This window comes from Serratia sp. szju (genome assembly GCF_044594185.1).
GTDB classification, from domain to species: domain Bacteria; phylum Pseudomonadota; class Gammaproteobacteria; order Enterobacterales; family Enterobacteriaceae; genus Serratia; species Serratia bockelmannii.
The window spans coordinates 4,917,882-4,930,429 of sequence record NZ_CP172576.1 but is presented as its reverse complement, the minus strand read 5'-3'; the positions used below and the strand labels follow the sequence as shown (position 1 = coordinate 4,930,429).

11 protein-coding genes are annotated in these 12,548 nt (G+C 56.5%); 5 read left to right on the top strand and 6 right to left on the bottom strand.

The window, feature by feature from the left end; translation table 11 throughout:
* Positions 1–10: 10 nt before the first annotated feature.
* Positions 11–727, bottom strand: coding sequence for an EAL domain-containing protein (locus RE418_RS23330; RefSeq protein WP_016928483.1), 717 nt, complete (start codon positions 725–727; stop codon positions 11–13).
* A 514-nt stretch (positions 728–1,241) separates the two neighbouring features.
* Between RE418_RS23330 and RE418_RS23325 the strand changes: the two genes are divergently transcribed.
* Genes RE418_RS23325 through RE418_RS23310 form a run of 4 tightly spaced genes read left to right on the top strand, consistent with a single transcriptional unit; the run spans position 1,242 to position 6,208 of the window.
* Entirely contained in the window at positions 1,242–1,784 is a 543-nt protein-coding gene (locus RE418_RS23325) for a fimbrial protein (protein ID WP_033647475.1), read from the top strand.
* Between the two features lie 48 nt (positions 1,785–1,832).
* Positions 1,833–2,519, top strand: coding sequence for a molecular chaperone (locus tag RE418_RS23320; protein ID WP_033650575.1), 687 nt, complete (start codon positions 1,833–1,835; stop codon positions 2,517–2,519).
* A 12-nt stretch (positions 2,520–2,531) separates the two neighbouring features.
* Positions 2,532–5,126 (top strand): fimbria/pilus outer membrane usher protein, encoded by a 2,595-nt coding sequence (locus RE418_RS23315; RefSeq protein ID WP_043137171.1) that lies wholly within the window; start codon positions 2,532–2,534, stop codon positions 5,124–5,126.
* Between the two features lie 14 nt (positions 5,127–5,140).
* Positions 5,141–6,208 (top strand): fimbrial protein, encoded by a 1,068-nt coding sequence (locus RE418_RS23310; protein WP_043137216.1) that lies wholly within the window; start codon positions 5,141–5,143, stop codon positions 6,206–6,208.
* Positions 6,209–6,283: 75 nt separating this feature from the next.
* Here RE418_RS23310 and RE418_RS23305 read toward each other — a convergent pair whose 3' ends face one another.
* The 5 genes from RE418_RS23305 to RE418_RS23285 form a co-directional block, all read right to left on the bottom strand.
* A complete protein-coding gene (locus RE418_RS23305) occupies positions 6,284–6,742 on the bottom strand; it encodes a helix-turn-helix domain-containing protein (RefSeq protein WP_025302117.1) in 459 nt (152 codons plus the stop codon).
* A 205-nt stretch (positions 6,743–6,947) separates the two neighbouring features.
* Positions 6,948–8,528 carry a malate dehydrogenase (quinone) gene (gene mqo / locus RE418_RS23300; RefSeq protein WP_049203423.1) on the bottom strand — a complete coding sequence of 527 codons (1,581 nt, stop codon included), beginning with the start codon at positions 8,526–8,528 and terminating at the stop codon, positions 6,948–6,950.
* Positions 8,529–8,989: 461 nt separating this feature from the next.
* Positions 8,990–10,417: an alkaline phosphatase gene (gene phoA / locus RE418_RS23295; protein WP_089180693.1), complete on the bottom strand. Its 1,428-nt coding sequence runs from the start codon at positions 10,415–10,417 to the stop codon at positions 8,990–8,992.
* A 130-nt stretch (positions 10,418–10,547) separates the two neighbouring features.
* Positions 10,548–11,255, bottom strand: a complete 708-nt coding sequence (locus tag RE418_RS23290) for a glutathione S-transferase N-terminal domain-containing protein (protein WP_089180694.1) — start codon at positions 11,253–11,255, stop codon at positions 10,548–10,550.
* Positions 11,256–11,329: 74 nt separating this feature from the next.
* Entirely contained in the window at positions 11,330–12,013 is a 684-nt protein-coding gene (locus RE418_RS23285) for a helix-turn-helix transcriptional regulator (protein WP_089180695.1), read from the bottom strand.
* Positions 12,014–12,187: 174 nt separating this feature from the next.
* Here RE418_RS23285 and RE418_RS23280 point away from each other — a divergent pair, with 174 nt between their 5' ends.
* On the top strand, positions 12,188–12,535 hold the full coding sequence (locus tag RE418_RS23280) for an antibiotic biosynthesis monooxygenase (protein ID WP_025302122.1): 348 nt from the start codon (positions 12,188–12,190) through the stop codon (positions 12,533–12,535).
* Positions 12,536–12,548 lie beyond the last annotated feature (13 nt).

Genomic DNA, 12,548 nt, shown 5'->3' with positions numbered 1-12,548 from the left:
CAATACCGAGTTAAAAGTATTCAGCTGTAAGAAGCGAGTTCAAATCCTTGATGCTGGATTCCTTCCACAGCTTTCCCTGCAGTGCGTAATATGGCATTTCATCCAGCCATTTCTTGTGTTCGGGAGTTTCAACTCCTTCGATAATTACCTTGTAATGATTAAGGTAAAAAAAGCGCAGTAACGCGCGCATCAAGCCCTCGCCGCCGGACTTTTTCATGAAGTCCCAAAGCAGAAAACGGTCGAGCTTAACGAAGCGGAACTGGCTGTTGTACAACGCGGAAAAACCCGCATAGCCAGAACCAAAATCATCGAGCCAAAATGAATAACTATTCAATGACGGATCGCCGTGCACGCGATCTTTCACCAGCCGGGTTGAATTCTCGCTGATCTCAAAATGAATACAGCGCAGGGCATTAATTCTTTCGGCAAAGTGAGTATTCGCCAGCGATTGCAGGGAATAATCGTCAACATTCAAAGTGGCTATCACTTGGTTTTCATGAAACCAGTGTTTGTATTTATCGATCAGATTGATCTGATCCATCAAAATCTCAATCCGGGTTGCGCTGTCGGCGTGACGAAAGAACTGTTCAGGAGAAAAATGGGCGTATTCGCTATTAAACGTAAAGCGAGACAGACATTCAACGGCCAGCAATTGTCCCGATTTCGCGAACATTGGCTGAAAAACATAATTAATGCCGTTATTTTTCTCTCTGAAAGAACCGCTCATTTCCCAATCCTTGGATTGATATTTAACTTGTTGATTTTAAATGCTTAAAAAGAAAGTTACTCCAAGTTTATTGGTAAATTTCTTATTTAAAACGTCAGAATGGCCGAAGCGTGTCGACAGACCATTTAACGCGTAATTCGTGCCAAATTCCAAACGTCTCAATCTGTTACTAAATGTAAATATTCGGGATAATATTCTGATTTTCAGGCCTTAATGCAAAATCTTGAACTCTGCAGCTTTCCCAAACACAGATTATTCCTATTCATATGAATCGTCAACATCGATCGATAGGTATCCGCCGATAGTTTATTCCTATCAAGAGGGGCCTTATGAATGTTTTAAACGATTTAACATTAAGAATATGCTTAGTCTATATTTCGTCCGGCAATGAGTTCATCGAGGCAACGCTCCTTTTCAGCAAGGGAGTGCTATCGCTGAGTGTATGCTCAGTGGCGGCAATATATATATAAGCCCGCCACTGAATCGATTATTTTATTGTTCTATGGAGCTGGAAATGAAAAAAGTATTATTGCCTTTGGCTGCCCTGGTATTGTCTGCAACTGCTTCCAACGCAATGGCAGCAAACGGCACTGTTAAATTCACCGGTGAAATCAAACAGTCTACCTGCCAGGTAACTAGCGATACTCAAAATAAAGAAGTTTACCTGGGTACTTACCCAACTTCTGCTTTCCCAACTGTGGGTTCTAAATCCGCTTCTAAAGCTTTCCAGATCTCTCTGGAAAAATGTGATGCCGGCGATTACAGCCTGCGCTTCGACGGTAACACCGTTGCCGGCAACCCAGACCTGCTGTCCGTAAGCAACGTTGGCGGCACCGGCGCTGCAGCTACCGGCGTGGGTATCGAAATCACCGATAACAACGGCAAGCCATTCGCTATCGGCGACGGTTCCAACATCAACGACGACGTAGCGAAAGTCACCATCGCTGCTGACGGTAAAGCGACCTTCAACCTGCAGGCTCGTTACCGTTCATTCGATAGCAACGTAACTGCAGGTCTGGCTAACGCCACCAGCCCGTTCACTATCGAATACAAATAATCGTCTTTCAGGACACATACGGCCAAGGATGGCCCATAGAGGAAACCGATGAAAAAGTTCTTTGCTGCTCTGCTGATGCTGGGCACCTTTAACAGCTACGCCGGTATCCAGGTAGATGCCACTCGCGTGATCTATAAAGGCGATGACAAATCCGCCTCTCTGCCAATTCATAACGATGCTTCAGAAGCTTATATGGTGCAGACCTGGCTGGACACCGGCGATAGAAACCAAGTGCCGAAAAATCTGCCTGTCGTTGTCGTTCCACCGATTCTGAAATTGGACGCTGCCAAAACCGCGGTTTTGCGCTTTATCTATTCCGGTAATGGCTTACCTCAGGATAAAGAAACCCTGCTGTGGATTAACGTGCAGGAAATTCCACCGGCGCCGAAGCAAGAAAACGTGCTGCAGGTTGCGGTGCGTACCCGAATCAAACTTTTTTACCGGCCGGTGGCGTTGAAAACGACGCTGGACGAGCAAGTACAAAACTTGCGTTGGCAGCGTGAAGGTTCACGTCTGCAAGTGATTAACGATGGCCCGCTGCATATTACCTTTGGGGCGCTGCATTTGAAAAACAGCGCGGGCAAGACCGTGGATGTGGACGCCAACATGGTGAGCCCGAAAGATCGCTTATCGATCAACATCCCGGCGGGCGTCAGCGTCGGCAACAAGATTGCTTTCAGTTATATCAACGATTTTGGCGGTAGAACGGAAGTCAAGGACGTTCCAGTACAATAAGAGAGACAGGGAATGGCAAATCAACGAAAAGTAGCAGGCGGAACGACGCGGCTGACGCAGCTGATCCGTATTGCAATCATTGCCGCCAGCGCACCGATGTTATGGAGTGAAACGGCGCTGGCAGAGTTTAACATGTCGTTTATTCACGGCGATGAAAACCTGAGCAACGCGGAAGCGGTCGCTCAGGGCGATGCTTTGCAACCGGGCGTTTACCCATTCGACATCTACGTCAACCTGACTCAGGTCGATCACAAAGATGTTACTTTTCGTCAGGTTAAAGGTCAGACCGCGTCTCAACCCTGCTTGAAAGTTGAAGACCTGCGCAACTACGGCATCAAACTGCCGGAAACGCTGCAGGCCGGCAGCTGCGTTGATCTGCCTGCGTTGGTTAAAGACGCCACCGTCAGCTATGACGCGGCGGTGCAGCAGATCAATATTTCCGTGCCTCAGACCATGATGGATCTGAGTGCCATCGGCGCGATCCCGCCAAGCATGTACGATGAAGGCATCAACGCGCTGTTCGCCAACTATAACTTCAACTACAACAAGAACAGCTATCGCCGAGATGACGCCGACGACAGCGAGTACATGTTCCTCGCGTTGAACAGTGGCCTCAACCTAGGCAGATGGCGCCTGCGCAACAACTCCACCTGGGACAAACAGAGTGGCAGCAGCAGCAACTGGACCAACGTCTCTTCCTGGGCCGAGACCGACATCGTGCCATGGCGCAGCCGTTTGGTGATGGGGCAGGCGAGCACCAACAACAGCGTGTTCAACAGCTTCCAGTTCCGCGGGGTACAACTCTCTAGCGTTGACGACATGCTGCCGGACAGCCTGCGCGGTTATGCGCCGGTAGTGCGCGGCGTGGCGGCGACCAACGCCCGCGTCGAGATCCGCCAGAACGGTTACGTCATTTATAGCACCAACGTCGCGCCGGGTCCGTTCGAGATTCACGACGTCTATCCGCATACCAATAACGGTGACCTGCAGGTGACCGTGAACGAGGCCGACGGTTCGCATAAAACGTTCAGCGTCGCCTACTCCTCCGTGGCCAACATGCTGCGCGAAGGTATTTGGAACTTCCAGCTGACCGCCGGTAAATACCACAACGGTAACGGCGGCTATCAGCCGAAACTGATTCAGGGTACTGCGGCATACGGCATGAACTATGGCCTGACGCCGTTCGGTGGCGCTATCATCGCCGAGCACTACCGTTCCGCTGCCGTGGGTATCGGTAAGAGCCTGGGATCATGGGGTGCCATCTCCGTGGATGGTTCTATTTCCGATACCGAGCTGGCGAACGGCGATCGCAAGCAGGGACAGAGCTTCCGTTTCCTGTACTCCAAGTCGCTCAACCAGATGGGTACCAACTTCCAGTTGGCGGGCTATCGCTACGCGACGTCCGGTTACTATGATCTCAGCGATGCGGTCCAGGAGCGCAACAGCTGGCGTAACGGCATTTATGCCAATGATTACTGGGATCCGAACGATCTGCAGCCGGGTCAGCCTTCCTGGAGCAACAACCAGAAACGCACCCGATACACCGCGCGTTACGGCAACAAACGCGAGCGCGTCGAGCTGTCGCTTAGCCAGCAGCTGTGGGCGGGGGCTAGCCTGTACGCCAACGTCAGCCACCAGAACTACTGGGGCGTGTCCGGCAACGATCGCACGATTCAGCTGGGTTACAACGACGGCTTCAAACGTATTTCCTACGGCGTGTATCTGCAGGATACGCGCGGTCAGTACGGTTATTCCGATCGCAGCGTGAACTTCACGATGTCGATCCCGTTGGATTGGGGCCAGAGCAATAACTCGACCACCGCCAACTTCAGCGCGGCGCACAGCAAACAGAGCGGCGACAGTTACTCGACCGGCATCAGCGGCACCATGCTGGATGACCGTCGCATGAACTACTCGGTTTCCACCGGGCATACGCAGTCCTCCGGTCAGAGCAGCAACCTGAACCTGGGCTACAGTAGCAGCATCGGTAACATCGACGGTAGCTATGCCTACAGTTCGAAATACCGCCAGGAAGGGCTGGGCCTTTCCGGTGGTCTGCTGGTGCACTCCGGCGGCGCGACCCTGACTCAGCCGTTGCAGAACACTATCTTGCTGGTGGAGGCGAAAGACGCCAAAGGCGTGCGTCTGGAAAACCAGCCGGGCGTGACCATCGACCGCTTCGGTTACGCGGTGGTGCCGTCGGCCAACCCGTACCGCTACAACTATGTCGCGCTGCGTACCGAAGACTTCGGCCCGGGGCTGGATGTGCCGGTGGCCAGTAAGCAAGTGGTGCCGACCGAGAAATCGGTGGTGAAGGTGAGCTTCGATACCTTCAAGGGCGTCAGCCTGTTGATTCACGCTCGTCTGGGTGATAACGGTTATCCGGCCATCGGCGCCGGCGTGTTCAACGAGTCCGGCCGCAACAGCGGCACCGTGGGTCTGGAGGGCGCAACCTATGTTTCCGGCGTGAAAGCGGGTGAAAAACTGACGATCAAATGGGGTCCGAAAGCCGATCAGCAATGCGTACTGCCGATTCCGGCGGACGTGGGCGACAAACAAGCGGCCATGGGATATCAGGAACTGACCCTGCAATGCCAAAAACTGTAAGGTACACCATGAACTTGAGCAAATTAGCACGTAACACACTTCTGTCGGTGGTGGGGCTGGCGGGGTTGGCGATGGCGCAACAGGCGGCGGCGATGCAATGCCGCTTCGGCAACTCGACCGGCAGTAGTAGACCAACCGGCAGCGTGACGCAGGATATCGACGTCGGCCGCCCGATCGTGCTGGCCGCTAGCGACTTCGTCAAAGGCAACCTGATTTGGCGTTCGCAGAACTTTACCTCCACCTTTACCTGCTGGGATACGGATAACTACCCGCGCGGAGAGAACGCTTACATCTATTGGAACCCGCAGAACTCGTTCGGCGCACTGGACAAGTCGTTGGAGATTGGGGTGTCGATCAATGGGCGTGATTATGATGCGATCAACCTGAAGCAAAGCTCCAACCGGCCAACCGGCCCTGATTTGGGGCCGGGCACCAAACCGGGTAGTAACAGAAGAAAAGCCGATCCTCAGGCGGTGACTGCCACCTATTCGGTGTATATCAAAGCCACCGGGGTGAAACCGCCGGCGGGTAACTTCCCGCCGTTGGCGCGTGCTTCGCTGTTCCAGATCGATGGTGAGTTGGGGCTGAACGCCACCAAAGACAGTAACTTTAACGCCTACATCAAGGGGCTGGACAAGATCCGCGTGATCCAGTGCAACCCGCAGATCACCGTGTTGGCCAACAACGGCGCCAGCGTCGATTTCGGCGTGCTAACCAGCTCCAGCGCCAAAATCGGTACTATCGCCAAGCAGGTGCCGTTTGATATCAAGGCTACCTTGAGCGGCGGCGAATGTGCCGGCCAATCTCTGCAGGCCAGTTTCAGCAGCACCAACGCGGATCCGAATGATAATACGCAGATCTTGCCGACGACAGATCCGGGTGTGGCGATCTTCCTGACGCAGCAGCGCGACACCAGTAAAAAACCGATCCCACTGCAAACCAACGTGGATTTCGGCGGCGTGCTGCAGGATAAGCAGAACGAAGTGAAAGAGACCTTTATCGCCAATCTCAAGTGGACAAAAAATACGCCGAAGACCGGGGTGTTCAACGCCACTGCCAACGTCGACGTCACTTTCAAATAATCCGCAGTTTCGTCAATAAAAAAGGGCTCAGTTCGTGAAGAACCGAGCCCTTTTCTGTGCCTTATACCGCGCTGGTTAACGCAGCCCCATCCAGCTGGTGCAAACGCCTTCCGGCGGTTTGCCGGCGTACCAGCGTGGCAGCGTGGGGGCATCATGGTGCGATTCAGCCTGCGCCTCTATCGGCTGTGCCGGCCACTCCGCAACATCCCAGCGGGTGGTACGGCGATACACCGCCGGGGTTTTACCGAACTGTTTCTTGAAGGCGCGTGAGAACGAAGGCTGAGAATCGAAATGGTATTGCAGGGCGATATCCAGGATCGGACGCGGGGTGGAGCGCAGCGCCTGCGCCGCCTGCGACAGGCGCCGCTCGCGGATATAGCTGCCGAGCGCGTGGCCGGTGGTGCTGCGGAACATGCGCTGCAGGTGCCATTTGGAGTAGCCCGACTTGGCGGCGACGTTATCCAGCAGCAGCGGTTGGTCCAGATGAGTTTCAATCCAGTCTAGTAAATCGTGAATGATATTGACGCGATCCATGGTTTTAGTTCTCCCGCAAAAACGACATTCAGGTCACAGTGACTTAGCTTAATTATCCAAGAATATACTTTGATAATAGGCGTGAGTACGCCGTTACGCAAGGGTAAACCGGGGGTAAAAAGGTGGCCAAAAATGCTCTTTGAACGGCAGGGGGATAAAAGAAAGGCCGCATAAAGCGGCCTTATCAGGAGGAAGCGATGGAAAATCAGTTAGTTTCCGGTTTCACTTCAATGTAGTTCAGACCCAGCACGCTGCTGGTGTAACCGCGGATCTTGTTGGTCATCTCGATATCGCCGTTCAGCTTATGGCCGTAAGACGGGATGATCTCTTTCAGCTTGCTCTGCCATTCCGGCGTCGCCACTTTGTCTTTGAACACGGTTTCCATCAGATGCAGCATGATCGGCGCAGCGGTAGAAGCGCCCGGCGAAGCACCCAGCAGAGCGGCGATGCTGCCGTCTTCAGAGCTGACGACTTCGGTGCCGAACTGCAGCACGCCGCCTTTATCCGCGTCTTTCTTGATGATCTGTACGCGCTGGCCTGCGGTCCACAGCTTCCAGTCTGCCTGCTTGGCGTCCGGGAAGTACTCTTTCAACGCGGCGAAGCGATCGTCGTCGTTCATCATCAGCTGGCCGACCAGGTATTTCACCAGATCGAAGTTATCCAGACCGACGTGGGTCATCGGCATCAGGTTCGAGGTGCTCAGCGAGTGCATCAGATCGAACAGCGAACCGTTCTTCAGGAACTTGCTGGAGAAGGTGGCGAACGGCCCGAACAGCAGCACGCGCTTGCCGTCCAGCATGCGGGTATCCAGGTGCGGCACGGACATCGGCGGCGAACCTACGCTGGCCAGGCCATACACTTTGGCCAGGTGCTGGTTGGCGATCTCCGGATTGGTGGTGACCAGGAACTGGCCGCCGACCGGGAAGCCGCCGTAGCCGTCGGCTTCTGGGATGCCGGATTTCTGCAGCAGGGTCAGGGACGCGCCGCCTGCGCCGATGAACACGAACTTGGCGTTAACGGTGGTTTCTTTACCGTCGCGGTTCAGATCGGCAACGGTCACGCTCCAGGTTTGGTCGGCGTTGCGCTTAATGTCGCGCACTTCGTGGCTCAGGTTCAGCTTGAACTTGTCGCTGGCGCTCAGCGCGTCAACCAACTGGTGGGTGATCACGCCGAAGTTGACGTCGGTACCCAGCGGCATGCGGGTCGCGGCGATTTTCTGCGCCGGATCGCGGCCGTTCATCACCAGCGGCGCCCACTGCTTGATTTGCGCAGGGTCTTCGGAATATTCCATGCCGCGGAACAGGGTGCTGTGCTGCAGCGCCGCGTAGCGTTTACGCAGGAAGTTGACGTTGTCGTCACCCCACACGAAGCTCATGTGCGGCACGCTGTTAATGAAGGATTTCGGATCTTTCAGGACAGCGTTTTTCACCTGATAAGACCAGAATTGGCGAGAGATTTCGAAAGACTCGTTGACCTTCACCGCCTTGCTGATGTCGATGGTGCCATCGGCTTTTTCCGGCGTGTAGTTCATTTCGCTAAAGGCGGAGTGGCCGGTACCGGCGTTGTTCCAGCCGTTGGAGCTCTCTTCTGCTACGCCGTTCATGCGCTCATACATGTCGATGGTCCAGGTCGGCTCCAGCTCATGCAGATAGGTACCCAAGGTGGCGCTCATGATGCCGCCGCCGATCAACACCACGTCGACGGTTTTATTCTTCTCTTCAGCCGCCGCCTGCTGCGTAACGCTAAACAGGCTGAGACTGAAAATCAGGACGAGTAATTTTCTCATTGAATTAAATCTCTTGTGTGTAAATTCTACTCATTGCAGGTGAAAGAATTTAGCGGGAGTTACCCTGGAAAATAATGAAGCCGACCGCCCGGCGTGAGCCGATAGGCAGCGATAATGCCTTTTTGTTAATAGGGTATTTAACGAAAAGTGAACTATTGCAGGCCGTCCGGATGCAAATTGATCGGTTCACGTTACTGGCGGGGTATTATTGTTTGCGAGAATGTTAAAAACTACTTTTGTAACTAAAAAAAATGAATATAAGCAAAAATAGGACGGTTGCTGTCGCAGGAATAAACAGAGAGGGAAGAAAGGCCGTATAACCGCGTTATTTTCAGGGGTTAATTGTCGCGCAATTAAACGTTATTTCGTTATCACACAATAATTGCGGTTAAATTGCAAATACCTATCGGTAACCAATAATAAATGGCCGCCGTGGCGAGCGGCCATCGTTCAGCCGGCGGTTACTTGATGCCCATCGCATCGCGCATGGTGAAGAACAGATCGGTCTGATCGGTCAATCCCACCACGTTGGCGGCGTGCGGGCCGTAGGCCGCGACGCGCAACTGAGTGCCGGTATGCCCCTGCGACTCTTCTTCCGAGTTGCCGTAGCTGAGGGTCATCGGTGCGCCGTCTTTGGTGGTCAGTATCTGGGTCAGGCCCGGCGCTTTGGCGTTGGCGGCGACGATCTGGCTGGAGTGCGCGTGGTCGGCGGTGACGATCACCAGCGTGTTGCCGTCGGCGCGGGCGAAGGCCAGCGCTTTTTGCACCGCTTCGTCCAGATCGACGGTTTCACCAATCTGCCCGCACGGATTGGCGGCGTGATCCTGCTTATCGATCGACGCCCCCTCGACCTGCAGGAAGAAGCCGTTCGGGTTGTCTTTCAGCAGCGCGATCGCTTTGTCGGTCATCGCCGCCAGCGTTGGCGTGGCCGCGGTGCGCGCCGGGTTGTTTTCACAGGTTACCGCCGGCTTGTCGAGGTTGCCGTGATAGCTGGCTTTCGGCCCCAGCCAGCGCACCGGCATGTTGCCGTCGGCGAACAGGCCCAGCAGCGGTTTTTGCTGATTGGCCAGGGTAACGGCCTGCAGTTCATCTGCGTTGCTCACCCACTGATAACCCTGTGCCGCCGCCTGGTCCTTCAGCGATTTTCCTTGCCATTCGCCGCTTTTCGCCAACTGGTTGAAGGACTTCGCACCGCCTCCCAGCGTGACGTCGGCACGGGTTTTCAGCAGTTGCTCGGTGATCGAGCCGCGGCCGCCGTTTTCCAGCGCGTTAGCGGCACATTTCTCGCTGGTTTCTTCCGGGCCGTAGCATTTGCGCGAGGTGACGTGCGACACCAGCGCCGCCGGCGTGGCGTCCTGCAGTTCGGCGGTGGAGACGTTGCCGGTGGCCTTGCCGGCCGCCTTGGCGATCTCCAGCAGCGTTGGCTGGTCTTTGCCGTTCACGTCCACGCCGAGCGCACCGTTATAGGTTTTCACCCCGGTGGCCCAGGCGGTGGCCGAGGCGGCGGAGTCGGTCACGTAATCCGGCTTGTGGGTTTTCTTGTCCAGCGAGTAGTGGGTGTATTGCCCGGTCAGCGGCAGGGCGTCGATGCCCTTGAAGTAACCGCCTGCGCCTTCAGCGTAGTTGCGCGCGGCGGTGATCTCGGAATCCCCCATGCCGTCGCCGATCAGCAGGATCACGTTTTTCACCGTTTTGTCCGACAGCGACGCCTTCAGCGCGGCGGTCTGATCGCCGGCCAGGCGACGGGCGCCGCCCGGCTCGGTGAGGGGGCCGCGCGCGGCGCGCTCGGTCAGGCCATCGGCATTGGCCGAGGTTTCCGCCGCGATGGCGGAGGAACAGAGCAGGGCGGACAGCACGGCGCCGGCGATCAGGGATACAGCAGGTTGCATGGGTAAGCTCCTTGTCGTAATACAACAATGTAAATAACATCAAATTGTTACGAAAGGAGAGTAGAGCAGGGGGATGACAATTTTATGACAATGAAAGACGGGACGGTCCGACGGCCATCCCGTGTGACGATCAGGCCGCGCGCGCCGGGATAGCGAGCCCACGCTGCACCGCCGGCCGCGCTAAACCGCGCTCCAGCCACTGCGCGACGCGCGGGAAACTGTCGAACTCCACCAGATCGCGCGCCTCATAGAAGCCGATCAGGTTACGCACCCAGCCCAGCAGCGAGATATCGGCGATGGTGTAGTCTGCGCCCATGATCCAGTCACGGCCCTCCAGGCGCGTTTCCAACACACCAAGCAGGCGTTTCGATTCGTTTTTGTAACGCTCCAGCGGCCGCTTGTCTTCATATTCGCGCCCGGCGAATTTATGGAAGAAACCGAGCTGGCCGAACATCGGGCCGACGGCGGCCATCTGGAAGAACACCCACTGAATGGTTTCATAACGCTGGGCTGGATCCTGCGGCAGGAAGCGGCCGCTCTTTTCCGCCAGGTAGAGCAGAATGGCGCCGGATTCGAACAGCGGCAGCGGCCGGCCGCCGGGGCCGTCGGGATCGATGATCGCCGGGATCTTGCCGTTCGGATTCAGCGCCAGGAATTCCGGCGTCCAGGTTTCGTTGTTGCCGATGTCGATTAGGCGCGCTTCATAAGGCAGGCCGATCTCTTCCAGCATGATGGAGACTTTGACGCCGTTCGGCGTCGGCAGAGAGTAGAGCTGCAGCCATTCCGGATGCTGAGCCGGCCAGCGTTTGACGATCGGGAATTGGGTGGAATCGAGCATGGAAACTCCTCGGGTTGGCGGGGTCGCTTAAGCGTACCCCTAGAGTATTGCAGTAAAACTACCCTGTCGCCGGGTTACACCGTGAGGTCAAAATGTGCGGCCAGCGCTTTTTTACCGGCGGGGGTCAGCTGCAGCTCGCGGCTGTCGAGCCGGCGAAGGATCCAGCCGCGTTGGATAAAGGCGGCCAACAGCGCGGCGCCCAGCGCGCCGCCGAGGTGAGATCGGCGCTCGCTCCAGTCCAGACAGCCGCAGGCGAAGCGGCGGCGAGTGGGCGCGGGGGAGCAATCGACGCCCAGCCGCGTCAGCGCGGCCTGACCGGCGTCGCTTAATCGGTAGTCTTCTTCACCGGTCAGCCAGTTCAGCGCATGCAGCCGATCGTGCAGCTTCACCGCTACCTCGCCCGCCATATGGTCGTAGCAGGTGCGGGCATATTGCAGCGTGGTGGGCGTGCTGCTTTTCACCGACGGGCGCGGTACGCCCGCCAGCGCCATCAAGCCTTCCAGCGCTGCGGCCACCGGTTGCCCGGCCAGCCGGAAATAGCGGTAGCGCCCCTGTTTGACGCAGGCGATCAGCCGCTGCTCCAGCAGTTTCGCCAGATGCGCGCTGGCGGTGGACGGGGCGACCTCGACCGCCGCGCTGAGCTCGGTGGCGGTGTAGGCGCGCCCGTCCATCAACAGGCACAGCATGCGCACCCGGGTGCGGTCGGCGATGGCGGCGCTCAGCGCCGCTAAACGATCTTCAATGTCGATGTTATGCATACTTCGAGGTTAGACGAAGTATGACTGCGCGTCCATCGCTAACCTGTGGTTATCGCACTCTGGTGCAGTGCGTCTGCGTTCGCTGGATATTGATGAGCGGGCGTTGGAATCGGTGCGGTGGCGCCATTCTTACCATGCGTGCGTACCGGAATTTTACCGTGAGAGGAGACGATAATGATCGCCGTGATTTTTGAACTGCAGGCCGCTGATGGGCAGCGTGATACCTATCTGGCGCTGGCGGCGGAGCTGAAGCCGCTGCTGGCGCAGATCGACGGATTCATTTCCATCGAGCGCTTTCAAAGCCTGGCCGATCCTGCGCGCCTGCTGTCGCTCTCCTTCTGGCGCGACGAGGCGGCGGTGCAGCAGTGGCGCAATCTCGAGCAGCATCGCGCGGCACAGGCGCGCGGCCGTGGCGAGGTGCTGGCGCAGTACCGGCTGCGGGTGGCGGAGGTGGTGCGGGATTACGGGCTGGAGAGACGCGACCAGGCGCCGCAGGATAGCCGTTGCTATCACCGCACCTGAAAAAAGCCCGCTG

Bases quoted from the DNA above. Each gene is read 5' to 3' on its own strand.
- phoA (WP_089180693.1), bottom strand. From the start codon at position 10,417: ATGCAACCTGCTGTATCCCTGATCGCCGGCGCCGTGCTGTCCGCCCTG.
- RE418_RS23290 (WP_089180694.1), bottom strand. From the start codon at position 11,255: ATGCTCGATTCCACCCAATTCCCGATCGTCAAACGCTGGCCGGCTCAG.
- RE418_RS23330 (WP_016928483.1), bottom strand. From the start codon at position 727: ATGAGCGGTTCTTTCAGAGAGAAAAATAACGGCATTAATTATGTTTTT.
- RE418_RS23305 (WP_025302117.1), bottom strand. From the start codon at position 6,742: ATGGATCGCGTCAATATCATTCACGATTTACTAGACTGGATTGAAACT.
- RE418_RS23325 (WP_033647475.1), top strand. From the start codon at position 1,242: ATGAAAAAAGTATTATTGCCTTTGGCTGCCCTGGTATTGTCTGCAACT.
- RE418_RS23285 (WP_089180695.1), bottom strand. From the start codon at position 12,013: ATGCATAACATCGACATTGAAGATCGTTTAGCGGCGCTGAGCGCCGCC.
- mqo (WP_049203423.1), bottom strand. From the start codon at position 8,528: ATGAGAAAATTACTCGTCCTGATTTTCAGTCTCAGCCTGTTTAGCGTT.
- RE418_RS23315 (WP_043137171.1), top strand. From the start codon at position 2,532: ATGGCAAATCAACGAAAAGTAGCAGGCGGAACGACGCGGCTGACGCAG.
- RE418_RS23320 (WP_033650575.1), top strand. From the start codon at position 1,833: ATGAAAAAGTTCTTTGCTGCTCTGCTGATGCTGGGCACCTTTAACAGC.
- RE418_RS23280 (WP_025302122.1), top strand. From the start codon at position 12,188: ATGATCGCCGTGATTTTTGAACTGCAGGCCGCTGATGGGCAGCGTGAT.